Raw genomic sequence first — 23,156 nt, forward strand, 5'->3', positions numbered from 1 at the left:
CCACCTCTATCGAGGGGAGTGGAAGCTGTGGGCGGCCAGGACGGGTGTTTCTCAGGCCGGTAACGGAGGTTGAAGGCATGTTGGCCCATTAGGACCGCTGTCCTCCGCGCCGCTTCGCGGTCCCCTCCGGCGCCTTGCGCTTGGTGTGGCCGGCTTGACGCGACGTCGTGTCGCGGCAAGCCTCAATCGGCCGTCCGTGGCCGATTGACCACAGTCACTCCAGGCACCGGAGGCGCGCCGGAATGCGGCCCTAACGGGCCAACATGCCTCTAACCCACGAGCCGAGAAACGCTGGCCCCTCCGTCGATGCCGGGTTTAACGCTAACTCCACTGTCTGTCGAGGACGCGGATGCAGACTCAAACAGCCATCTCGGGCGAACCCAGTCCAAGATCCTGCTGCATAGCGAAGCATCTTTTCTATGCCCCTGCGCTTTGGAAATGCAGCAAAAGATTATTAGCCGGCATGGGTATCACTTCGGCCAGGTCCAGTCCGGCGTCTTGGGCCAGTTCCGACACTTGGCTCAGCTTACGCAATCCCATGGCCGGGTCTTGTGCTTTGAGCTGTGCATCAAAGGCGAGATTGGAGGGGCTGGTGGGGGCATCCTCACGCACGAAGGGGCCATAGACCAGCAGCCCTCGGTTCAACTGCAAATGGGTCTTCAAGCCCGCAAAGGTGGCCTGGACCTGCTCCCAGGACATGATGTGAAAGGTGTTGGCGGTGTACACCCAGTCCACATCCGCGGGCAGGGCGGTCCAATGCTCGGCATGGTCTACATCCCAGGGTAATGCTGGTGGAGTGTTACGACCGGGATTCTGCGCCAGCCAGGCCGCGATGCCGGATAGGGCCGATGGCCGATCGGCGGCCTGCCACAACCATTCAGGCTGCTGGGTTGCGAAGTACAGTGCATGCTGTCCGGTGCCTGAACCCAGTTCCAGAAAGTGCTGCTGACCGGCGCCGCAGATGCGCAGCAGCTCGGTATGGATGACCGATTTGTTGCGCTCGCAGGCCGGAGAAAAGGGCGGGTTCATGGGCATCTATAAATAAAGCCTGTGAGGCAGGGGTTGGTTGTCCTGCTGGGTATTGCTGGTGCACCCCATCTGGCAGGAGGCGAAGCGGGCCTCACGCCTCGGCCAACACGGCTTGAATCCCACGTCGATTGCGCTCCCAGCTCTGGGCGCACTCTTGTTGAATATAGTCCTGAGCGGCTTCTACGTCCCAAATGGCTTGGCGTTCCAAAGCGAAGGGGACTCCACATAGGCTCAGGCTCTTGAACTCAGACGTCGCCAAGGTTTGCAGGCGTTGCAGCGCCAGATCCTCCTGCCCCAGCAAGGCGTGCACGGTGCTGGCTTCCAGCAGCCGTTCGGCACCCTCGATGTAGTCACGTTCAAGAGGCTGCGTTGCGAGGATATCCGACACCAGAGTCGTTGCCTCTCCCGTACGGCCCAGCAGAGCCAAAGCCTTGGCCATGGTACTGCGGCGCGTTTGGCTATCGGACTCGGCGCGCCAGCGCGTGATCTTTTGCAGGGCGGCTTCGGCTAATTCCTGAATCTCGGCTTGCGGCGCCCGGGCCGCATGCAGCGCCAGCGCGGCACGCAACTCTGGGGGCTCACGCCCATGGCCGGAGGAGGGCTTGCTTTGATCCTTGGCCTCATCGACCAAACGCCGTACTTGCTCCCAGTCCCCTTCCCGCCGGGCTAACTCAATGTCGACGTAGACCACCATGTTCTTGTAGTGAGCATTTTCCGCAACCGCGGAGCGTCCAGCCCGAAGAAAGGGAAGATGCCCGCTAAGTTGATAAGCAAAGCTGGCGATCTTGACCGCCGCGTCACTGTTCTGACCGAAGCGTTCAGCCACCACCTGCAGCGTCTGGACGGCCTCAGCCCCACGTCCTTGAAAGGCCAAAATTTCCGCCTTGGTTTCCAGTGCCACCATGGCGGAGGGGTCCTGGTCAATGATTTCATCGAGGATCTCGAAGGCCTCATCTACGCGGCCGATCCGTCGCAGCATGTAGGCATAAAACATGGCCGATTCGGTATTGCGCACCAGTTGACGGCGAAACGGGGCCAGTATTTCGACCCCTCGGCGTGGGTCGTGGTCCAGGTAGTACCGCCGAACCGCCCGCGCCGTTGCCAGCTTCAGTGGCGGCGTATCTTGGGCTTCGAGCACGCTCAGATGCTTGGCGATGATGTCTTCAGACTCCGCGCGGGTGGCGAAGGAGAACCAGTAGTCGCGTGCGGCCTTGAGCAAGGCCAACAGATGGGCGTCGATGAATCGAGGGTCCAGGCTCAGCGCCCGGTCGAGGGCCTGGGCCAGCCTGTCGTCTTCGGCTAACCCTAAACCCTGCTTCCAAAGTGCTAAAGCCGCCAAGTAGGCCTCATAGGCCGCATTGTTGGCTGCGGCATCGGTGGGTGTGGCGAGCTGCGTGCCCAGTCCGCTGGCGAGGGCCTGGGCAATCTGCGCTTGCACGGCAAAGAGGTCGCTGCGCGTTCCTTCAATGGCCTGGCCCCATGTGGCCTCTCCACGAGCGGCATCCACAATTTGCAGGTTGACCCGGACTTGCTCACCCAGCTGCTGAATGGAGCCACGAACGAGTTGATCGGCGTTCAGGGCCTCGCCGATTTGCGGCGACGGTGCGCCGACCAAGCCCAGAGCATCCAGATTTTGTCCATGGACCAAGCGAATGCCGTCCAGGTTGGCCAAGTCCGCCATCAAGGCATCTTGAAGCCCGCCCATGACCGTTTGGGTTTGGGCGTCCAGCCCGAGCAGCTCGAAAGACAAAATAGCGACCCGCTGATTCGCAGATGTCAGGTCTCCGGCAGGAGAACTCCCGAGGTGGTTCGGCGGACTGGACTGCTCGCCTCCCCAGATCATCCAGGTTATGCCGCCCAGAGCCAGCAGGAGCATCGCCAGGGCCAGAGCCGGAGTGCGCGAGGGCGTCCGCACAGTGGAGGGCTGTTCAACAGCAGACTTTGGCGACCCGAGCGCTTCGCCGGGCTTCCAGGCGCGCAGCCGTTGGGCCAAGGCTTCCATGCTGGAAATCCGTCTGGACGGCTTGCCTGCACAGGCCTCAGCAATGATCGCGCGCAGGCCTACATCCTCAACATCCTCTTCCCAGCCTGCGGCTAGCGGCTCATTCAAATTGCCGATCACAAGCTGGTACAAGAGGATACCCAGGGCATAAATATCGGACTGCTCCGAGAACACGCCCCCTTTCAGGACTTCCGGCGCCATGTAGGCCGGTGTGCCGCTGGTTGATGGGTCAGCCAGTACGGTCTGGGTAAACCCCATTACGGTCACGCCCACCTGATCCAAGCGGTCGCGGCTCTTCACCGTGCCACTGCCAAAATCGCAGAGCAGCAGCCGGAGTTCGTCCGTACCATCTTCGACCAGTAAATTCCCGGGCTTAATGTCCTTGTGCATCACGCCCAAGGCATGTGCGCGCGCTAGCGCATCGGCCGCTTCAGCTACGATCATCAGACGCCGCTGCAAGGGCAATTGCGCGGGGCCGCCATGGGCGTTCAGCCAGTCGGCCAGGCTGCCCTTGGCATACCAGGGCATCTGAACCCAGGCCGGGCTGCTGTCAAAATTCCACTCCAGTAATGGCACCACCGGGAATTCGTGGCCCAGTTCGTTGCGCAGCACCTTATTCAGAGTGACCTCGCGCTTGAGAGCTCGCTGGGCGCGTTCATCCAGAGCCAGCTTGACCACCCGGCGCTCGTCTGTGGCTGCATGCCGCACCCGCCACAGCTCATTGGCTGGTCGAGTTTGCAAGCGCTCTTCTAGTAACCAATCCGGCAGATTGGGCAAACACTGGCCGGCTTCGAGCTCCAGACGTGTGCCCGGATCGTCCCGGCCTTCAATCTCGATGGGTACATCTAATCTATAGCCATAGCCGTGCACCGTACGCAGCATGGTCTTGCCATGATCCGCCAACACTTCACGGATTCTGCGGATCGCCTGCGAGAGCACACCGTCGGTCACCACGCGTCCGGCCCAGACGGTGTCAAAAATTTCTTCCTTGGTAACTAGCTCCCCTTCTGCGCGCAGCAAGCAGAGCAACACAGCCAGCGGCTTGGCCTCCAAGGCAACCGCCGCGCCATCCACAACCAGTTCATGGTTGCGTTCATCGAGTTCGGCGTTGGCGAAACGCCATCGCAGTGGTGGGCTGTCCTCGGTCGACGGGCGATCTGATGCTTGCATCTCGGGTCCTTGGCCAAGCGCGGAGTCATTGGCGAGACTTCCGAGTGTAGCCGAGGCCTTCCATCCAAGAGAAAAGTCGGAGTCTTTGTCGGTCACAGAGTTGACCATGGCGACCGGGTCTTTTCGTATGCGGTGGTGGCCAAGCCCTACTATTGCGCAGCACCAGCGCTGCTGAACGCCACCACAGCAGTGTGAGTTGGGCTGGCTCCGGTTGCGAGCCCCTGTGGGAGCGCTCTGTCCAGCATTTGACCCATGGACTTGGGAATATCCTGGGTCAAACTCTGGCGAATCTCGACCAAGGCGGCGTCACCCTGGAGCGCAATTGCCAGGCCCAGAGGGACCTCGGTCACGAGGTTGTCGCGGTTATCCTGGGCCAGAGCAGTATTCGCGCAGCTCAGCAGAGTTAGGGAAGCGGCTATCATTTTGAGGGGGTGGTTCATGTTGAAAGTCCTTTTTCGACATTGCGGGTGGCGTACCCATCGCAGCGGGTGAGGCTCGCCGATGAGCTGGACTCTAGATTGCCGGTAGGGGGGCGGAATCGCTTGAGAGATTCCCTAAAGATTTCTGAAATTTTTCTGAAGCCAGATAATTCGCTGAATAAATGAGAAAAACGTCACTTTGTGGCGAGGTGATAGAGCGTTGAGGGGGAATGCCGACGGCCCCTGATCTACCTGCTAGCCGTCGCGGCGCGAGCGCACGGGACGGCGTGTCGTTGCTGCTCGCCGCTGGGCCTTTGGATAGGTCGCCGCACAACCGCCGTTGCTTCGGTTTGCCAGCACAGCGATTTATTCAGCCTTTCCTTAGGAGTTCAGAGCGAATTGCAGGCTCACATAGGTCGCGGCGGGGCCCAGTAGTAGTAGGCCGCGCGAGCACCAAGTCGCCCAGGCTAGGGCTTGGTCAAGAATCTGGGCCTGGCTGTGCGCTACAGATTGCCAGAGGGCCTGGTCTAGGCGACCGGCGGCTTCGGCCGTGAGGATCCATTGTTGTTGCGTGGCATCGACCAAGCTCAGCGCCGGAAGCATGTCGCCCAGGTTGGCTCCTGCCGCAAGGCCCGTAGACAGCCTTCGCCATTGTTCGGCCAGCTTGGGCTGCGGGCAGAGTTTGGCAGCGCTGGCGGCGGCTTCACTGATCGGGAGGCCAGCACTATAGGCCAAGGTGAATTGCTGCATGGCCTCTAATCGCAGCCGATGCTGCCATCCCAGACCCGTGCAGCGCCGCGAGGGGCATAGCGCGGCTAATCGAGCCCGCCAGCGACTAGCTGCAGGAGCCAGCCACACCCAACGCGTAAGACGAATGCCCACCAACAGGCTCACCCAAAGGCTGAAGGCGTGTTGACAGTAAGCCGTCCAGTTCGCCGGGCCGCCAAAGAGGGCCGGCAAGGGGGCAAGCAGGGTTGCGAGAAGCATGGCCGCCAGCGGAAGGCTGAGGCCACTACGCCAGCGGTATAGGATCTGAGCGCGGTCCCGCAGGCTTGTGGCCAGACTGCGGAGCAGAGCTTCCAACTGGCCGTGGTCCTGAGCCAGTCGCAACTGCTGGCTGAAGCGACGCGCCCAAAGCCCCTGCAGCTCTGCTTGTCGAATCCAATCACGGTCCGCTCTTGCGCATGCTTTTGGTAGCACTGCGCCTAGCGGCAGGCCAGCCTGTTGGGCGGCGAGCAAACCTTGGAAGAGGGCCGCGAGAGCGGCTGGAGAATCCCTCGGGGGCTGGCTCATCGCTGCATCACATCGCAGTTAAGCAACCAGCAATGGCTGCGCTGCGGGCTGAGCCGTAGTGCAACCAATGAATGTAGCTTTTGCCCTTGGAAAGCGCTGAAGACATCCGCGAGCCAAGCTAGGTAGCCCGCCGCCGGAGCGCAGAAAACGCAGCACATAAACCATATGTGAGGCTTCCGAGCGCCGCCGGCGGGGCAGATTGCAAATGCAGCGATTGATTCCGTGTTTTCTTAGCTGTCCAGCCGTTCCACAGCCATGGCAACGGCTTCGCCGCCACCAATACACAGCGTAGCAATACCTTTTTGCAGGTCGCGCTGCTGCATGGCGTAGAGCAGGCTCACCAAAATACGCGCCCCCGAGGCCCCGATGGGATGGCCTAAAGCGCAGGCACCGCCGTGCACATTGACTTTGGAATGGTCCAGCTCCAGCTCTTTCATGGCTGCCAGCGTGACCACGGCAAAGGCCTCATTGATCTCCCACAGGTCAACCTCTGCCGCAGTCCAACCTACGCGCTCCAAAAGCTTTCGGGTCGCACCGACTGGTGCGGTGGTAAACCATTGTGGCTCTTGGGCATGGCTGGCATGACCGACTATGCGTGCCAGTGGCTTCAGGCCTTGGTTGCGTGCATCGGTTTCGCGCATGACCACCAGCGCCGCTGCTCCATCCGAGATCGAGCTGGCATTGGCTGCGGTTACGGTGCCGTCCTTGCCGAAAGCGGGTTTGAGTTGGGGGATCTTATCCGGACGAGCTTTACCCGGTTGCTCGTCCACTGTCACTTGGGTTTCGCCCTTACGCGAACGCAGCGTGACCGGTGCAATCTCGTCGCTGAACTGGCCCTGCTCAGTGGCTTCTTGAGCACGCCGCAGTGACTCAATAGCAAAGGCATCTTGTTGCTCGCGGGTGAAGTCATGTGCGCTGGCCGTGGCGTCGGCGAAGCAGCCCATGAGTTTGCCGCGGTCATAAGCATCCTCCAGGCCGTCCAAGAACATATGATCCATGACCTGCCCGTGGCCCAGGCGCATCCCCTGACGCCCTTTGGGCAGTAGGTAGGGTGCAGCGCTCATATTCTCCATACCGCCTGCAACCATCACCTCGCTACTTCCTGCGCGAATGAGGTCATGCGCCAGCATCACAGCCTTGAGGCCAGACCCGCACATTTTTGAGATGGTGGTGGCACCGGCTGATGTGGGCAGGCCAGCACCTAATGCTGCCTGGCGAGCCGGAGCCTGTCCTTGGCCGGCCATCAGGCAGTTGCCCATGATCACTTCGCTGACGGAGTCTGCGGCCAGCCCGGCGCGTTCGATCGCAGCGCGGATGGCGGTGGAGCCTAGTTCCGCAGCGGGGACATTGCTTAGGTCGCCCAGCATCCCACCCATGGGAGTGCGCGCTGCGCCAACAATGACAATGGAATCGCTCATGGTGGTGTTCATCCTTTATTTCGGAGCCATGCGTATAGCGCCATCAAGCCGGATGGTTTCGCCGTTGAGCATGGGGTTAGCAAAAATTTGTTCGGCCAATTGAGCGTACTCGGCCGGACGACCAAGCCGCGAGGGGAAGGGGACCTGAGCACCCAAAGAGGCTTGAGCTTCCTCGGGCAGGCTGGCCATCATGGGGGTGTGGAACAAGCCCGGAGCAATGGTCATGACCCGAATGCCAAATTTGGCGAATTCGCGAGCAATAGGCAGGGTCATGCCCACGACGCCGCCTTTGGAGGCTGAGTAAGCTGCTTGGCCAATCTGGCCATCGAAGGCGGCGACCGAGGCCGTGTTGATGATGACCCCGCGCTCCCCTTCGGCATTGGCCTCGCCGTCTATCATGGCTGCAGCAGCCACGCGGATCATGTTGAAGCTGCCGATGAGGTTCACTTCAATAATGCGGCTAAAGTTGTCCAGCGGCATGGGGCCGTCGCGGCCTACCGTGCGTTGAGGTGCACCAATGCCGGCGCAGTTCACCAGTCCGGTTAACTTGCCAAAGCGCTCCAGAGCAAGGTTCACTGCAGCCTGGGCATCCTCACTGGCGGCGACATTACAACGAATAAATGCCCCGCCCAACTCGCTGGCAATAGCTTCGCCTTGGTCGCTATTGAGGTCGGCAATGATGACCTTGGCGCCGGAAGCGGCGAGTTGACGCGCTGTGGCTTCGCCCAAACCCGAGGCGCCGCCGGTAACAATGACAACGCTGTGATTTAAGTCCATAACTTGGCCTGTCTCCTGAAAAAAATCGACCCGATTGTAGCCTGAGCCCGCCATCTACAAGGGCAGAAAGGCTTAGCAGGAATAGGATATGTCGTGATTACAGGCCGCTACAGGATGGCCCGCGAAGATTCAGCGCGGTTCGACGTCTTGATGGCGACGGCTAGCGCCATGCGCCCACTCTTGGCTTAGAGGCCTCGTTCGCGCTGCGGCATGCGGCACAGATCGGCCACGATGCAGTCGGAGCACAATGGTTTGCGGGCCTTGCAGACGTAGCGGCCGTGCAGGATTAACCAGTGGTGAGCATGCTGCAGGTACTCTTCCGGGATGCGGGCCAGTAAGCCTTGCTCGACGGCTAGCGTGGTTTTTCCTGGTGCAATTCGGGTGCGGTTAGAGACCCGGAAAATATGGGTGTCCACGGCCATGGTGGGCTCGCCAAAGGCCACATTCAGCACCACATTGGCGGTTTTGCGGCCAACGCCAGGCAGGGCTTCTAGGGCAGCCCGATCACGCGGGACCTGGCCATCATGCTCGCGCAGCAAAATGGCACACATCGCGATGATGTTGTCGGCCTTGGAGTTAAACAGCCCAATGGTCTTGATGTAACTCTTGAGGCCATCCACGCCTAAATCCAGGATGGCCCTCGGCGTGTTGGCCACTGGGAAGAGTTTGGCGGTGGCTTTGTTAACGCCAATATCTGTGGCCTGGGCCGACAGCGTCACTGCGACTAAGAGCTCAAAAGGGCTGTTGTACTGCAGCTCTGTCTCAGGGTGTGGGTCCTCAGCTTGCAACCGCCGGAAGAATTCGGCGATGTCCTTGCGCGGCATGGGGCGCGGAAGGCTAGTCTTTGCAGGCATGGTTTAGGCGCAAACAGACTTGACCCAGGCGCCTGCAATGACCAGAGCGCGGCGGCCTTCTGGCACCCATTCCGGTACGGCCATGAAGTCGTGGAAAAGGTCGGCATACACGTCGAGTTTGGTGCTGACATTCGCGGCGCGTGCCGCCTTGGCAATTTCTCGGGCGTCATCCAAAAGCAAATCGTGCCCAGCGGCTTGCACATATATCGGAGGAAGGCCCTGGAAGTTGCCCAAAGCCGGCGATAGATGGGGCAGGCTCAGATCGGCTCCGGCCGCGTAATACTCTGCGAACATGGCTAAACCATCTTTGCTGAGCATGGGTTCGTTGTCGCGATTGCGGGTCAGCGAGTCGTTTTGCAAACGCAGATCGCCCCAGGGGCATAACAACAGTACGCCTGCCGGTGGGGTGTGTTGTTCCTGCTGGAGTTGCTGAGCCAGCGCCAGGGCGAGGCCACCCCCAGCAGAATCACCTGCGATAACAATTTGTTCAGGTGCAATTTCGGCACAGAGTTCGGCGTAGGCTTCGCGGGCATCCTCAAGCGCTGCGGGGGCTGGGTTTTCCGGTGCCAGCCTGTAGTCCACCGAGATGACTCGGCAGCCAGCGCTTTGCGCAAGTTGGCCCGTCAGTGAGCGGTGGGTATGCGGGCTGCCAAATACGTAGGCGCCGCCGTGAAAATATAATATTGCGCGATCTTTGCGTGCCTGACGCCCGTATTGGTGCAGGGCCGGGCGGCCACCAATTCTGAGGTCTTCACTCCTTAAGCCTGCGGGGAGCCGGGCAATGCGCGTAAAGTTCGCAACATGCCGACGAATGGCTTCTACCGGACGTGCGCCATCCAGGCCCGGCCGCAACAAATGCCGTATGGACCACGCTAATAAATGACTGCGCAAACTCGTCAAGGCGAAGACTCTTATCCAGTTGAGGGCGCGATGGTAGCGCAAACCCCTCTATTGCAGGCACGCGGCTTACGCAAAAGCTATGCCGAAGTCGAGGCGGTACGTGGCGTAGACCTCGACCTGATGCCCGGCGTGTGTTTTGGCTTGCTGGGCCCGAATGGCGCTGGGAAGACAACCACCATCGAAATTCTAGAAAAGGTGCTGGAGCCCGATGCCGGTGAAGTGCTGTACAAGAACGCGCCGCGCGGCGCCCAGTTTGTGCAGAACGTGGGTATCGCCTTCCAGGCTACGGCGCTACAGGATTATTTGACGGTTAAGGACCAGCTCAATTTATTCCGCAGTCTGTATGCCAAGCCCTTGCCGCTGGAAGATCTGGTGGTTCTTTGTGACCTCAAGGACATTCTCAACCGCGACTCTCGCAAACTATCCGGAGGCCAGCGCCAACGCCTGTTACTGGCCCTGGCTTTGGTGAATGACCCAGACCTGGTGTTTCTGGATGAGCCTACAACGGGCTTGGACCCACAAGCCCGGCGTAAGGTCTGGGAACTGCTTGAGGGCATCAAAGCGCGCGGCAAGACCATTCTGCTATCCACGCATTACATGGAAGAGGCTTACCGGCTGTGTGACGAGGTCGCCATCATTGATCATGGCCGCATCATCACCCAGGGCTCGCCACAAGCTTTGCTCGCCAGCCATTTCGACGAGACGGTGATTGCTTTGCCGGTTCCGGCCTCAGCATTACCGCTGGACTTGCCCTTGGATTACGTGGAAACCCCACAAGGGGTAGAAATCATTACTCCGGATGTGGATTCGGCGGTGAAGGCCCTGGCATTCGCGGGCACGCCGCTGCATGGCTTGGAGCTGCGCAGCCGCACTTTGGAAGACCTTTTCATTGAGCTCACCGGCGAGGAGCTGCGCGGATGATCAAGCGAATTGGTGCATTGATGTGGGCGCGCAACTTAGAGTTCATGCGCGACCGCTCTACCTTGGGCTGGAACATCCTGCTGCCGGTGCTGCTGGTACTGGGACTTTCGGCAGTGTTCGGGAACGGCGTGCGGCCCTTGCTGAAGGTGGCGGTACTGGGAGAGCTGCCAGTGGCCCAGGAGCAAACCCGCCTAGAGTTTACGCAGTACGTCGCCGTTGAGGACCGGCAGTCCTCTCTGGCTAAGGTTGGTCGGCACCAGCTGGATGCGCTGCTGATCCCGGCCGAGCAACGCTATTTTTATAACCCCAGCTCACCCAAAGGCGCGGTGATTCATCGCATGCTGCAAACGCTGCCCAACTGGACGGCTGAAGTCGAAGAAGGAGCAGGCCTACGCTACGTCGACTGGTTACTACCGGGCATTCTCGGCATGAACATCATGTTTTCCTGCCTCTTTGGTGTGGGTTACGTCATTGTGCGTTACCGCAAGAATGGCTATCTCAAGCGTTTGTCGGCCACGCCAGTTTCGGCGCTAGATTTCATCATTGCGCAGGTCTTATCACGTCTGGTCCTCATCATGGTCATCACCGTGGCCGTGTTCGCGGGTGTGCATGCCGTGTTCGATTTCCCTGTGCAGGGGGCCTATTTGGACCTGTTTTTGGTTACCCTACTGGGCTGCGCGTCCATGGTGTCTATTGGGCTATTGGTGGCGTCTCGCCTCACTAGTGAAGAGCTGGCCGGGGGGCTGCTGAACTTTGTGGCCTGGCCCATGATGGTGCTGTCGGGAGTGTGGTTCAGCTTGGATGGGGCGCCGCAGTGGGTGCAGCAGGCCTCGTTGCTGCTGCCACTGACCCATTTATTGCAGGCGGCTCGCGCCATCATGTTTGATGGTGCAGGCTTGGCCGAGCTGTCCCTTCAATTAGCTGCCCTTGGGGGCTTGACCGTGGTGTGCATCATGCTGGCGGCGGCCAGCTTTCGCTGGCGCCAGCAATGATGAGTGAAGGCCCTGCATAGCCCGCTGTAAGCCCAACGTGGTCGGGGGCGATCGCCGATTGAGCTGCTGGTTGGTGGGGCGCGTACAATATGGGCCCCCTTGAAGCCCAAGCGCAGTGCGATGACCCAATTCCAAGCTCCCGAACGCCACCTGATGGGCCCCGGCCCAGCCCCTGTTGCACCCCAGGTTTTGGCAGCCTCGGCTGAGCCCACCTTGGGGCACCTGGATCCGGTCTTCATCGACCTGATGAACACGGTGCAGCAGCAGCTGCGTGAGGTTTTTCTCACCAATAATCCCTTTACGGTGCCTATCTCAGCCCCGGCGACCGGGGCCATGGAAGCCTGCTTGGCCAATGTGCTGGAAGAGGGCGACCATGTGCTGGTTTGCGTGAATGGCGTGTTCGGCACGCGCTTGGCGGAAATGGCCCGGCGCTGCCGCGCAGAAGTGACTGAACTCCATTTCGACTGGGGACGTGCCGTGGAGCCCCAAGTCGTGGCGGAAGCTTTAGCGAAGGCACCTGCCAAGTTGGTGTGCTGGGTGCAGGCGGAAACGTCCACGGGCGTGCTGTCCGACTCTGAGTCTTTGGCCAAAATTGCCCGTGATGCCGGTGCCCTCACGCTGGTGGACTGTGTGACGGCCATTGCCGGCGTGCCCATCAAAGTGGACGAATGGGGCCTGGACATGGTGTATGCCGGCACCCAAAAGTGCTTGTCGGCACCGCCGGGGCTAGCCCCCATCACGGTGGGACCACGGGCTCTGGAGGCTATTGCTGCCCGCAAGACGCCGCCGCAAAGCTGGTTTATGGATTTCAGTCTGCTCGGTGGTTACTGGGCCGGCGGTGGCAAGCGCGCCTATCACCACACTGCGCCTGTGAACGCTGTGTACGGCTTGCATCAAGCTTTAAGCATGCTCCAAGAGGAAGGTTTAGAGGCGAGCTGGGCCCGCCATGCGGCGAATGCCGAAAAACTCTGGGCCGGCTTGGAAGCTCTGGGTATTGAACTCGTCGTTCCCAAGGGTGAACGTCTACCGCCCTTAACCCTGCTACGCATCCCGGCAGGTATTAATGACGCCGACTTCCGCAAATATCTGCTGGAATCCCATGCCCTGGAAATTGGGGCTGGATTGGGCAAGTTCGCTGGCGAGTGCTGGCGTATTGGCCTGATGGGCTACGGCTCGAATGACGTGGCTATTGCGCGTTGCCTACGCGCCATTGCCGATGGCTTAAAACACTTTGGGCAAACGGTAGACGCCGCGGCAGCCTTGGAAGCCGCCGGTATTCAAGCGGCCTGAGGAAGCACTGATTTAATCGCTGCGCTTGTGATCCAGGCTGCCGGCGGTACTCGGAGTCCTCACATAGACCCGATATGCTGCGGCTCCTGCGTTCCGGCGGCAGCCCACCTAACTGTGCTCGCGGATGGCTTTAGCTGCGTTCTCAACTTGCTCTGATTGTCGAAAAAAGGCGCTGCCAGTGGTAGCGCCTTTTTAATGCGGTAATGACTCCGGGGGGGCAGAAGGGCTGATAGCCGTAGATGCCAATTGTCCCACCGCCAAATCCATGGGATTCATGCCATACCCCACGAAATACATATTTTCCAAGGGGCCGCCGATACGATCCAGCGTCAGCGTATATCTGCCAGCGCCTTGCTCTACATTGATTGTGTCGGAGGTGCCCAGCTCGGCTAGGCCAGTCTCACCAGTAAGAACGCCTTGGGGGTGGTCAATGCGGAACTCGGAGAGATTGGCATTCATATTCGCAAAGTAAATGCCGGAGATAGGGCTATTGAGTAGCAGGCTGTACTGTCCGTCAATCGTAGCACTGGCAACCGTATTCCCGGCAGGGGCGACACGGGCGTAAGTTCCTTCGGTTTGACTGTGTGAAAGGACTCTCCCCTCGCTCCCAAGCGATGCCGAGCGAATAGTGAGCTCCGATTCGCACTCAATGGAAAGTGCGGTTCCAAAGCCAGTAGAGCTGTTTTCAGGCGTCGGCACAGATCCATTGCTGAAGAAGTTCACAGTCGTTACACCAATCGCCTTCTCGGAACTCACAGTGATCGTGTTGTACCACTCGTTATCCTGAACTAAGAATGAGTCCTGGCTAATTAAGTTACTGCCAAAGGCAGCCTGAGAGCTGTATGACCAGGCACCATAAAAATGTGAGCCGTTTCCGAAGGTAACTTCGTAGTAGAAGATCGGCTCCGCACCTTGTGTTCGCATGTTATTTGCAATATTCAGTTCACAGTACTCAGGCTCGCTCGCTTCATAACTAATGCGCAGCCCAATGAAGTCCATTTCTTCATAACTGGCCCAATGATACTCGCGCATGCTGGAACGCTCTGACGCGTCCAAAATTGTAGGTCCAGAGCGGGTCATTGGCTGATTGATCTCATCTGAGCAAGACGAGGTGGTTACGACCACGACCATCACAGAAGTAAACCAGAGAGCATAATGCACCACAGCCATCGGGTTCTTGATCATTGTTATTAGCTGTATTGCCAACGGAAGTCGGCTGCACGGCCGTGCAAACATTGCTGCGGTCATATTTGTCGTTCTCCACCCCTAGGTGTGCCTGCGCAACGTCGGCACATAAGGCCATCAGTCACTGCATTGGCAACCTTTGATTGATTGTGTGGGTCGCTACCGACCCAGGTTCTCCAGTCTGTCCTGTGTTTGGCAGGACGCTTGTAATCATTTTTATAAGCCTGATCTGGTGTCAAGTTTGGCATCACGTGGGGCGCACCTTCCTCAAAAATCACGCCTTAAAACTTAGCTCCGCATGCCTATTTCCTGGCGTTTATGCACAGAGATCAGAAATTTATTGAGATGATTGGCAACTTTATTCACCATGCGGTTTTTGTTGTGTTTTTTCTTGCCGCGCTAAATTCATGATGCCCGCAACTATGACTGCAAGCGTTCTGCTTAAGGTCGCCTACTGATTGAGGACGTTTTCAAACTCGCACGCTTATTGCTAATCTCGGGGTGGGAACCCGAGCACCGATCCGTCCGCCTGGACCGACTCGTTTTGCAATGGAGAATGCGAATGATGACTCCCCTGAGTCGACGGCTACGCGCCGTCATGAGTGGCGCCGTATTGGCGCTGAGCTTGGTTTCTATACACGCCCATGCGGTGGAGCCGCGCGGGCTGCAAGCGCTGCGCACCACCGTGGCCGCAGCGGATCAGGCCCTGGACTCCGTCCTGGGCGTGGTGATGCTCGATACCATTCCGGATCAGAGCCGCGTGCAGGCCTTGGAATCGCTGGGCATCACCGTTCAGCCCATGCGCCATCTGCCTATGGCCTTGGCCCGTGCGCCTTTGACGGCCTTTGTAGAGGCCGTGCGCACCGGTGTGGCGCGGGATGTGTATCCCAATCAGCCCTTGAACTATCACTCGGTGGAGTCCAATGCCTCCATCGGTGCTGATCGCGTGCAGATGGAAGGCATTGATGGAGCTGGCGTGGGCATCGCCATCGTGGACTCCGGTATCGACGGCTCGCATGCAGACCTTATTAACAATGTGGTGCGCAATGTGCGGGTTTACGGCCCGGAGTACCTGAGCGTGACCGGCATCGAGTCGCTGATTGGCCCTCTGCCGGCGCAGCCTTCACTGGTGGTGCCCTTTGATGACCTGCCCTACAACAACACCGATACCGTGGGCCACGGCACCCACGTCGCTGGTATTGCCGGAGCGGATGGTGCGGGTGACCCCAACCTGATTGGTGTGGCGCCCGCGGCGGACCTCGTTGGTTACTCCACCGGCGAAATCCTGTTCATCTTCACGGCGGTGGCCAGCTTTGATGACATCCTCGCCACCCACGAGGAGTACAACATCAAGGTGGTGAATAACTCCTGGGGGAGCTCCTTCTCCACCTTTGACCCGGAGTCGCCCATCAACGTGGCCAGCAAGGCCTTGCATGACGCGGGCATGGTGGTGGTGTTCTCGGCGGGCAATAGCAGCACCGAGATGAGCACCAACCCCAATTCCATGGCGCCTTGGGTTATCAACGTGGCCTCGGCGACCACCGGCAAAGAGCGTTCGGGTTTTAGCTCGGCCGGCCTGATGTATGACAACAGTCGCGGTGAGCCACTGAGTGCCGATGGTCATGTACGTTATGAAGGCAATGGTTTCGGCGCTACCTGGCCGGATGTGACCGGCCCAGGTTCAAACATTGTGGCGCCCGGGACGCCGACCGGCGTGACGGTCACAACCGGCACCATGCCGGATGGTTCGGCCTCTTTGTCGGGCACTTCTATGTCGGCTCCGCATGTAGCAGGCGTAGCCGCCTTGATGTTCCAGGTGCGCCCAGAGCTCACCCCGGATGAAGTGCGGATGGTGCTGGAACTCACCTCCGGGCCCATGGCCGACGAGTCTGAGGTGTGGCAAATCGGTTACGGCTACATCGACGCCGCCGCCGCTGTGGCCTATGTGCAAAACCCCGGCTACAGCGTCGAGGCGCTGCAGCGTGAACATGCGGCGCGTACCCAGCAATTGCTGGATCAGCGCCCCTTTGCTGTGGTGGCCTCCGATCACTGGCGCATCACCCCGCTGCCGGTGTCCGTACAGGGATTGGACAGCTATTCACTGCCTTTTGCTGTGGACGAGCCACTGGATGCCATCCGCGCCAGCGTGGCCTTCCCAGGTGATCTGGGCTTGCTTGGCATCAATCTGCTCTTTGGCTGGACGGCGAATCTGATTGATCCGGCTGGAACCGTTGTGGCCAGCTCAGAACTGTTGGGCTCCTCGCCGGTGGCGACCCTGCAAGCCGATTTCGAGACGCCGGCCACCCCTGGTGAGTGGACGCTGGAACTGGTTGGCGACCTGCAACTCACCCAGCCCGCCTTCCTCTACGGCGGCTTTGTGAGTGCGTCTGCGGTGCAGCTCAAGTCGCAAACGCCGCAGGCTGCGGCTGCAGCTCCTGCGCGGGACTTGGGTACGGCCACCAGCGGTGGTGGTTCTGTCGATCCGCTGCTGCTGATGCTGCTGGGCTTGATGCTCGTAGCCCTGCGTCAACCGCAGTGGTTCAGGCTGGTCGTGCAACGCCGCGGCTAATGTAAGTCCAGGGCTTCGGGCCTGGTAGATAGCGCTGACGGAGTTCGGTGATGTGAAAGCCGGACTTCGTCAGCCATGCCGGCCCATCACGGTCCAGCCGGCAGCCACCAGCCAGTGGCGACCACACTCGATTGATCCGGCTCTGCCAGCGGGCGACGCCGGTGTCCGGCGCTAAACCATGCTCACAAAACAGCAGTTGGCCCTGAGGTTTGAGCACCCGCCGCATTTCGGCCAGGGCAGGAGCAGGGTCGGGAATGGTACACAGCGTAAAGGTGCACACAACGGTGTCGAAGCTATGGTCCGGCGCGGGAATGCGCTCGGCCCCGAGCTGCAGTATTTCCACCTCCAATCCGGCTTCCTGGGCGCGCGCCGCAGCTTTGCGGGTGAGACCAGCATGCGGGTCTAAGCCGCAGAGGCGCTCGATCTTATCGGCCTGGTAATGTGGCAGGTTCAGCCCGCTACCAATGCCAATTTCCAGCACGCTTCCATAGGCTGCCGGCAACAAGGCCGCGCGCTCCCGCGTGACAGCGGCCAGCGAACAGGCACAATCGAGTAACGGCGGCAATAAATGAGCTTCGTACCACTCACGCATCATCTTTTACACCCTGGAGTAAGCCGAGGTCGTCAAAGGCTAGGCGAATATCTTGAATGCGCTGCTCCGCCTTTGCCCGGATGTAGCTTTGCGCCGGATGCAGGCCCCACACTGGCTTGGGCCAGGCGGGGTCATCGGAATAACGGGCAATGTAATGCAGGTGCAGTTGGGGGACTTGGTTGCCCAGCGCCGCGACATTGATTTTGTGCGGGTTGAAGAGCTGCCTAATGACCCGCATCACGGCCAGCGTTTCCTGCAAGAAGAGCGCTTGATCAGCGGGTTCTAGTTCATCGATTTCACGCAGCTGTGGACGGCGCGGAATGCCAATGAGCCAGGGGTATTGGCTGTCGTTCATGAGCCGAAGGTGCAGTAAGGGCAGATCCAATACCGGCAGGCTGTCGGCTTCAAGCTGGGGATGCAGGGAAAAGTCATCGTTCATGCTGGGTGCTCCCAGGGTGTTTCAGTTGCGCCACTCGCGGCAGCCAACACTCTGCCGAGGACGAAGCAGAGATCAGATAGGCGGTTGAGATACTGCGCCGGAGTGCTGCGTAGGACCTCGGTGTGATCGAGCTGCCACAGGCTGCGCTCGGCGCGCCGGCACACCGTGCGCGCCATATGCGCCCAGGCCACGGGCGGGGGTCCGCCCGGCAGGATGAACTCCTTCAACGGTGGCAGGGTGGCGTTCCACTCCGCGATGGCAGCATCCAGTTTTTCAAGGGCGGTCAGAGGCAGTAACTCCTCACCGGGCATGGCGAGCTCACCGCCCAGGTTGAATAGGTCTTGGCTCACGACCTCGAGTAGGCTCTGTATCCGGGGGTCGATGACATGTCCGCGCCACACACCGATGACGGCATTGAGTTCATCAATCTCACCCATGGCCACCACGCGGGGATGGGTTTTGTGGATGCGCTCACCCGTCGCCAAGCCAGTTTGGCCGGCATCACCTGTCCGGGTGGTGATCTTGCTCAATCGGTGTCCCATGTGCCTCGCCTGTGGCTGATTCGTTGTAGGTGCACCAGCATAGTGGCCTAGGCTGATCACTGCTTTGGGGGCGATTGGCCGAACCTGCGACCGCGTTGCTTAGGCGCAACGGTAGCTGACGGTTTCATGGGGGGATGGAGTAAGCGATAATGCCGCGCTTGCCCCTGGGCCCTGGAGAAAAATGATGCTGATTGGCGTCCCCAAAGAAATAAAAAATCACGAATACCGTGTTGGCCTCACTCCGGCCAGCGTTCGCGAAGCGGTTCTCGCCGGCCACACGGCGGTGGTCGAAACCGGTGCTGGCTTGGCGATTGGCTTGACCGACGAAGACTATATTGCGGCCGGAGCCGAGATCGCGGCTAATGCGGCTGAAGTATTTGCCCGCGCCGAGATGATTATCAAGGTCAAGGAGCCGCAAAAGGCGGAGTGGGAAATGCTCCGTGAGGATCAAATCCTCTTCACCTATTTGCACTTGGCCCCCGACCCGGAGCAAGCCAAGGGTTTGATGGCGTCGGGTTGTACGGCCATTGCCTATGAAACGGTCACCGATAATTTTGGTGGTCTGCCTCTGCTCAGCCCCATGAGCGAGGTCGCAGGCCGCATGAGCATCCAGGCCGGTGCGCACTCGTTGGAGATGTACCAAGGAGGCCGCGGGATGTTGCTGGGCGGCGTTGCCGGGGTAGCAGCTGCCAAAGTGGTGATCATCGGTGGCGGTGTGGTGGGCACCAACGCTGCGCGGATGGCTATGGGAATGGAAGCATCGGTGACCGTATTGGACCGCAGCTTGCGCCGGTTAAACGAGCTGGATATGCAGTTCGGCCCCATGCTCAACACCATTTACTCCACCACCGATGCCATCGAGCAATACGTCACTCAGGCCGATCTGGTGGTGGGCGCCGTGCTCGTGCCCGGCGCGGCTGCGCCGAAGCTTGTGACTCGTGAGTTGGTGTCCGCGATGAAGCCCGGCTCGGTTTTGGTCGACGTGGCCATCGACCAGGGCGGCTGCTTCGCTACCTCCAAGCCCACGACGCATGCTGACCCGGTGTATGTGGTGGACGATGTGGTGCATTACTGCGTGGCGAACATGCCAGGCGCTGTGGCGCGAACCTCGACTTTTGCGCTGAACAACGCCACCCTGCCATTCGTTTTGGCCTTGGCGAACAAAGGCTGGCAACGGGCCATGGCCGATGACAAGCATTTGGCCCAGGGCCTCAATGTTCACGCTGGACACATTGCGAATGCGGTTGTGGCGCAGGCGCTGGATCAGCCACTCAAAGAGTTCGTGTAATTGATGGGGTTTTCAGTGCCGTCAAAACGCTGGCTTTAAGGCCTATGTGACGGTGTGCTGGCGGCGGGGGCAGAAAATTGCCACTGTTACCCAAGGCCGGCACGGTTTATGCTCCTGGGTTCGACATGCGGCCGCATGAGGCTGTCGCGTGTTCCCCCTTGGAGTGGAGTATTTACCAAATGAAAACGCAAAGCCTAGTTGCCGTCACTGCACTGACGGCGACGGCGGCCGTGCTGGGTTGGCAGGCTTTTCAAGCCGAGCCAACCACCGTAGCGCAGCTGAGCGCGGAAGATTGTCCCCCCGGTTATCACTTGATGGACCCGGTGGCCTATGCCCGCGAATTTAACCCCAATCTTCCTGCAGCTCAGGTCGAGCGCATTCGCGCTGAGTATGGCGAGCAGGCCTGTGCCTACAACAGACTGCCCGAGTCTATGGCGGAGATCGACGAATCTCTGGCGGCACGCAATCAAGGGGTCGAGCAGATCCCGCCGGGTGCTCTCAAAGCGGCTGTGAAGCAAAAAGCGCAGATGAAGTCGCTGCAGAGCAAAGTCGCGAATGCGGATGGCGTCTGGAGCAACTACGGCAAAGGCCCGCAGATTTCCCTACAGGAGTTTGTTGACGGTTCCCGCGACGGGATTCCGTCGGTGGCGGGTCGTGTTGATGACTTTGCCTACGATGAAGCCAACATGCGTCTGTTTGCGGCCGTGGGTACCGGTGGTATCTGGATGAGCGAAGCGGTCGACGGCGATGTGGGCACTCTGGCCGACTTCTGGGTGGATCTTGGCAAGAACATGCCCACCACCATTGCCTCGGCTGTGGCCTGGACCACCTGGCAAGGCGGCCGCCTGCTGGCGCTGACCGGCGAGATGGTGCAGGGCGGTAACACCTACGTGGGCTTGGGTGGCTACTGGTCGGATGATCTGGGCGCGACCTGGAATGAATCCGCCGGCCTGCCCGAAGGCGTTGGTGCCAGCACCCTCGCTGTGGACCAAGCCAACCCCAACATCGTTTACGCGGCCACGCACCGTGGCTTGTACCGTTCCATTGATGGCGGCGAGTCCTACGTCAATGTCAATTTGCCGGTCTCGGAAGAGTGCGCAGGCAATGAAGAGGCGAGCGGCCCCTGTCAGCTGGCCAATGTGATTTCCGATGTGGTTGTCCAAGAGCCTGGCGGCGTCAACACAGCCGGTCTGGGCTTCGTCGAGTGCGCGCCGGAGGGTTGTGCCGTGTTAGCCGCAGTGGGTTACCGCGGTGGTAATACAGCGACTTATGCCGACGGCACGCCACAAGCACCAGGTAATGGCCTGTATCGCTCGCAAACCGGGGAGCCTGGCACCTTTGTGCGTGTGGACAGCCCGGCTATTCCAGCATTGGGTGGTATTCCTCCTATCGGTTTTGCTCCGCAAGAACGTATTGGGCGCATCGAATTGGGGCCGGTTATTGGCCCTGAGCAGGATCACAACATCGTGTACGCCATCGTGCAGGATGCCGTGTTGCTGAATGGCGGCATTCCGGTTCTGGACATTCCGTTGGATGAAGAGTCTCCTTCACTGCCCCTGGAGTGCGAACAATTCCCAGATGGTGATCCGCGCTTTATCTGCGAGACATTGGCTGGCGGATTCAGCCCGACCTCCATTAACGGCGTGTACGTCTCAACCGACTTCGGTAGCTCCTGGACACGTCTGGCGGACGATATTCAGCTGGCCTATACCTCGGTGGTCAATGGGTCCTCGCTGTCGGCGGTGGTGGCATTGGGTATCAGCGCGGGTATCCAGGCCTGGTATGACCTTTGGATTCAGCCCGACCCCACGCAAACTGACCTGGTCCTGAACGCACCTACGCGGGTGGCCTTTGGGATGGAAGAGATCTGGAAAAATACGCTCTCTGGTCTGCCGCCAGCGCCTGTGGTCGATGATTTGGTGGACAGTATTGCGGACGAAGTTGGCTTAAACGCCGCGCTGAATGATTTGGCTGCAAGCAGCCTGGTGCCAGTGTTGGGTGTGGCTGAGCAGCTGCCGGCCTTCGACTTTGAAGTCTTTGGTACTTACTTCGCCGGAGAAACCTGTGCCTTCCTGATTGGGAACATCGGTCCTCCTGCGCCGGTTTGCCCCTTCTATGACGGCTTCATCAACGGCACCACCACTCACCCCGACCAGCATGACGGCATCTTCATTCCGGATCCTCAGCGCGGTGGTGTATGGCTGATTGCCGGTGGTGATGGCGGTGTATACAAGCAGTACTCCGGCAACCCCATTACCGACGACTTCGATAACTCCAAGTGGGGCGACGGCGCCAACCAAGGCTTTTACACGCTGATGAACTACGGCATCAGCGTGGCCAAGGACGGCAAGTTGTACTACGGCTTGCAGGACAACGCCTCGGGCTTTATTGAGCCAGGCACCGGCCGCCAAATCCGTACCTACGTGGGTGACGGCGTCTGGACGGCGGTGGATCCGGACAACTCCGCGGTGGCCTATGTGCAAACGCCGGGTGTGAACATTAACCGGACTACTAACGGCGGGCGTTCGCATACCAACATCGCTCCGGATGCGGAAATCGGTTCGGGCCAGTTCCTGGGGCCCTTCATGATGGACCCTGAGGACGCCAATCACTTGGTGGCCGTGGGCTCCAAAGTGGCTTCGACCCTAGATGCATCCACCGGCGCCAGCTGGATTGAGCTCTTCGACTTGGGCGTGGACGAAGCAACCGGCGCCGAGCATGTGGTGCGCTACCGGGCGATTGATGTCCAAGGTGCCAACATCTACACCGGCTGGTGTGGTCCTTGTTCCAACTTGGCTGGTAGCACGCCCTTCCAGCGTGGTTTGGCCACCAATGTTGGCGGCGATGCTGCTCCGCGTAAGGGCACCTCCGAAGGCTGGCACCAGGCCAGCATGGCGGGGCTACCGAATCGCTTCATCCACGGCATTGAAATGGACGCGCAAAACCCGGAAGAGGTGTATGTAACCCTGGGTGGCTACTCCACCGCACGCTGGATTCAACCCGGCGGCTATTTGGATGAAACCGAGAACCTCGGCGACGGGCACGTGTTCAAATCTCTGGATGCCGGTGAAAGCTTTGTCGATATTTCCGGCAACCTGCCCAACACACCGGTGACTACCATCGTCAAGCGTGGTAATCAGCTGATCGTGGGCACCGACCTGGGTGTGTTCATCTCGTCGGACCTGAACGGCAGCGAATGGGCTCCGTTAGGCGACCTGGAGAACGTGCCGGTGAACCAGTTGGTGATCCAACCTGGCGATGACCGCAAGCTTTTTGCCGGGACCTTCGGTCGTGGCGTCAAGTTGTACGAGTTTGCCGAGCGTGTAAGCACCGGCAGCGAGGCACCCGCACGGTCCCTGGGATCCAAGGGTGGCGCCCTGGGTGGTGGGGCATTGCTGATGCTGATTCTGCTTGGCTTACGCGCGCGTCGCACGCGGCACTAAGCCCTCAGTACGCAGCGTGACCGTAGAAGTCAC

At 59.8% G+C, this 23,156-nt stretch carries 18 protein-coding genes; 6 read left to right on the forward strand and 12 right to left on the reverse strand.

From position 1 onward, the window contains the following. Window positions 1–417: 417 nt before the first annotated feature. The 8 genes from KI787_08010 to KI787_08045 form a co-directional block, all read right to left on the reverse strand. Window positions 418–1,029, reverse strand: coding sequence for a DUF938 domain-containing protein (locus tag KI787_08010; GenBank protein MBV6629894.1), 612 nt, complete (start codon window positions 1,027–1,029; stop codon window positions 418–420). A gap of 91 nt (window positions 1,030–1,120) precedes the next feature. Continuing rightward, a complete protein-coding gene (locus KI787_08015) occupies window positions 1,121–4,201 on the reverse strand; it encodes a winged helix-turn-helix domain-containing protein (protein MBV6629895.1) in 3,081 nt (1,026 codons plus the stop codon). Between the two features lie 149 nt (window positions 4,202–4,350). Continuing rightward, a complete protein-coding gene (locus tag KI787_08020) occupies window positions 4,351–4,641 on the reverse strand; it encodes a hypothetical protein (protein ID MBV6629896.1) in 291 nt (96 codons plus the stop codon). 360 nt (window positions 4,642–5,001) lie between these two features. Beyond that, complete coding sequence (locus tag KI787_08025; GenBank protein MBV6629897.1) at window positions 5,002–5,913, reverse strand: type II secretion system F family protein; 912 nt, start codon at window positions 5,911–5,913, stop codon at window positions 5,002–5,004. Window positions 5,914–6,143: 230 nt separating this feature from the next. Beyond that, window positions 6,144–7,343: an acetyl-CoA C-acyltransferase gene (locus tag KI787_08030; GenBank protein MBV6629898.1), complete on the reverse strand. Its 1,200-nt coding sequence runs from the start codon at window positions 7,341–7,343 to the stop codon at window positions 6,144–6,146. 3 nt (window positions 7,344–7,346) lie between these two features. After that, entirely contained in the window at window positions 7,347–8,108 is a 762-nt protein-coding gene (locus tag KI787_08035; protein ID MBV6629899.1) for a 3-hydroxyacyl-CoA dehydrogenase, read from the reverse strand. A gap of 185 nt (window positions 8,109–8,293) precedes the next feature. Then, a complete protein-coding gene (gene nth / locus KI787_08040; protein MBV6629900.1) occupies window positions 8,294–8,932 on the reverse strand; it encodes an endonuclease III in 639 nt (212 codons plus the stop codon). 33 nt (window positions 8,933–8,965) lie between these two features. Next, window positions 8,966–9,862: an alpha/beta hydrolase gene (locus tag KI787_08045; protein MBV6629901.1), complete on the reverse strand. Its 897-nt coding sequence runs from the start codon at window positions 9,860–9,862 to the stop codon at window positions 8,966–8,968. A gap of 30 nt (window positions 9,863–9,892) precedes the next feature. Here KI787_08045 and KI787_08050 point away from each other — a divergent pair, with 30 nt between their 5' ends. The 3 genes from KI787_08050 to KI787_08060 all read left to right on the forward strand — a co-directional run bounded on the left by KI787_08050 (window position 9,893) and on the right by KI787_08060 (window position 13,065). Continuing rightward, complete coding sequence (locus KI787_08050) at window positions 9,893–10,783, forward strand: ABC transporter ATP-binding protein (protein ID MBV6629902.1); 891 nt, start codon at window positions 9,893–9,895, stop codon at window positions 10,781–10,783. Next, a complete protein-coding gene (locus KI787_08055) occupies window positions 10,780–11,775 on the forward strand; it encodes an ABC transporter permease (GenBank protein MBV6629903.1) in 996 nt (331 codons plus the stop codon). The genes KI787_08050 and KI787_08055 overlap by 4 nt, the downstream gene beginning before the upstream one ends. Window positions 11,776–11,895: 120 nt before the next feature. Continuing rightward, window positions 11,896–13,065 (forward strand): alanine--glyoxylate aminotransferase family protein, encoded by a 1,170-nt coding sequence (locus KI787_08060; GenBank protein MBV6629904.1) that lies wholly within the window; start codon window positions 11,896–11,898, stop codon window positions 13,063–13,065. A 192-nt stretch (window positions 13,066–13,257) separates the two neighbouring features. On the opposite strand, the gene KI787_08065 is transcribed toward KI787_08060, so the two are convergent. Beyond that, the gene (locus KI787_08065; GenBank protein ID MBV6629905.1) at window positions 13,258–14,313 is read right to left on the reverse strand and encodes a hypothetical protein; all 1,056 of its coding nucleotides are present in this window, start codon (window positions 14,311–14,313) and stop codon (window positions 13,258–13,260) included. Between the two features lie 499 nt (window positions 14,314–14,812). On the opposite strand from KI787_08065, the gene KI787_08070 reads away from it, so the two are divergent. After that, window positions 14,813–16,819, forward strand: coding sequence for a S8 family serine peptidase (locus KI787_08070; protein ID MBV6629906.1), 2,007 nt, complete (start codon window positions 14,813–14,815; stop codon window positions 16,817–16,819). On the opposite strand, the gene KI787_08075 is transcribed toward KI787_08070, so the two are convergent. The 3 genes from KI787_08075 to KI787_08085 are packed head-to-tail and all read right to left on the reverse strand — an operon-like array spanning window position 16,791 to window position 18,392. Continuing rightward, window positions 16,791–17,414, reverse strand: a complete 624-nt coding sequence (locus tag KI787_08075) for a class I SAM-dependent methyltransferase (protein MBV6629907.1) — start codon at window positions 17,412–17,414, stop codon at window positions 16,791–16,793. The two genes, KI787_08070 and KI787_08075, sit on opposite strands and share 29 nt — an antisense overlap. After that, window positions 17,404–17,850, reverse strand: a complete 447-nt coding sequence (locus tag KI787_08080; protein ID MBV6629908.1) for an HIT family protein — start codon at window positions 17,848–17,850, stop codon at window positions 17,404–17,406. Before KI787_08080 ends, KI787_08075 begins: the two co-directional genes overlap by 11 nt. Next, entirely contained in the window at window positions 17,847–18,392 is a 546-nt protein-coding gene (locus KI787_08085) for a cob(I)yrinic acid a,c-diamide adenosyltransferase (GenBank protein MBV6629909.1), read from the reverse strand. Before KI787_08085 ends, KI787_08080 begins: the two co-directional genes overlap by 4 nt. 184 nt (window positions 18,393–18,576) lie before the next feature. Between KI787_08085 and ald the strand changes: the two genes are divergently transcribed. Further along, window positions 18,577–19,680, forward strand: a complete 1,104-nt coding sequence (ald, locus tag KI787_08090; protein MBV6629910.1) for an alanine dehydrogenase — start codon at window positions 18,577–18,579, stop codon at window positions 19,678–19,680. Between the two features lie 179 nt (window positions 19,681–19,859). After that, window positions 19,860–23,123 (forward strand): hypothetical protein, encoded by a 3,264-nt coding sequence (locus tag KI787_08095; GenBank protein ID MBV6629911.1) that lies wholly within the window; start codon window positions 19,860–19,862, stop codon window positions 23,121–23,123. The last annotated feature ends 33 nt before the right edge of the window (window positions 23,124–23,156 follow it).

The sequence above is a fragment of the Oceanococcus sp. HetDA_MAG_MS8 genome (genome assembly GCA_019192445.1).
Lineage (GTDB): Bacteria > Pseudomonadota > Gammaproteobacteria > Nevskiales > Oceanococcaceae > MS8.

Excerpts from the sequence above, each read along its gene's own strand:
- KI787_08010 (MBV6629894.1), bottom strand. The coding sequence starts at position 1,029 with ATGAACCCGCCCTTTTCTCCGGCCTGCGAGCGCAACAAATCGGTCATC.
- KI787_08015 (MBV6629895.1), bottom strand. The coding sequence starts at position 4,201 with ATGCAAGCATCAGATCGCCCGTCGACCGAGGACAGCCCACCACTGCGA.
- KI787_08020 (MBV6629896.1), bottom strand. The coding sequence starts at position 4,641 with ATGAACCACCCCCTCAAAATGATAGCCGCTTCCCTAACTCTGCTGAGC.
- KI787_08025 (MBV6629897.1), bottom strand. The coding sequence starts at position 5,913 with ATGAGCCAGCCCCCGAGGGATTCTCCAGCCGCTCTCGCGGCCCTCTTC.
- KI787_08030 (MBV6629898.1), bottom strand. The coding sequence starts at position 7,343 with ATGAACACCACCATGAGCGATTCCATTGTCATTGTTGGCGCAGCGCGC.
- KI787_08035 (MBV6629899.1), bottom strand. The coding sequence starts at position 8,108 with ATGGACTTAAATCACAGCGTTGTCATTGTTACCGGCGGCGCCTCGGGT.
- nth (MBV6629900.1), bottom strand. The coding sequence starts at position 8,932 with ATGCCGCGCAAGGACATCGCCGAATTCTTCCGGCGGTTGCAAGCTGAG.
- KI787_08050 (MBV6629902.1), top strand. The coding sequence starts at position 9,893 with ATGGTAGCGCAAACCCCTCTATTGCAGGCACGCGGCTTACGCAAAAGC.
- KI787_08055 (MBV6629903.1), top strand. The coding sequence starts at position 10,780 with ATGATCAAGCGAATTGGTGCATTGATGTGGGCGCGCAACTTAGAGTTC.
- KI787_08060 (MBV6629904.1), top strand. The coding sequence starts at position 11,896 with ATGACCCAATTCCAAGCTCCCGAACGCCACCTGATGGGCCCCGGCCCA.
- KI787_08065 (MBV6629905.1), bottom strand. The coding sequence starts at position 14,313 with ATGACCGCAGCAATGTTTGCACGGCCGTGCAGCCGACTTCCGTTGGCA.
- KI787_08070 (MBV6629906.1), top strand. The coding sequence starts at position 14,813 with ATGATGACTCCCCTGAGTCGACGGCTACGCGCCGTCATGAGTGGCGCC.
- KI787_08075 (MBV6629907.1), bottom strand. The coding sequence starts at position 17,414 with ATGATGCGTGAGTGGTACGAAGCTCATTTATTGCCGCCGTTACTCGAT.
- KI787_08080 (MBV6629908.1), bottom strand. The coding sequence starts at position 17,850 with ATGAACGATGACTTTTCCCTGCATCCCCAGCTTGAAGCCGACAGCCTG.
- KI787_08085 (MBV6629909.1), bottom strand. The coding sequence starts at position 18,392 with ATGGGACACCGATTGAGCAAGATCACCACCCGGACAGGTGATGCCGGC.
- ald (MBV6629910.1), top strand. The coding sequence starts at position 18,577 with ATGCTGATTGGCGTCCCCAAAGAAATAAAAAATCACGAATACCGTGTT.
- KI787_08095 (MBV6629911.1), top strand. The coding sequence starts at position 19,860 with ATGAAAACGCAAAGCCTAGTTGCCGTCACTGCACTGACGGCGACGGCG.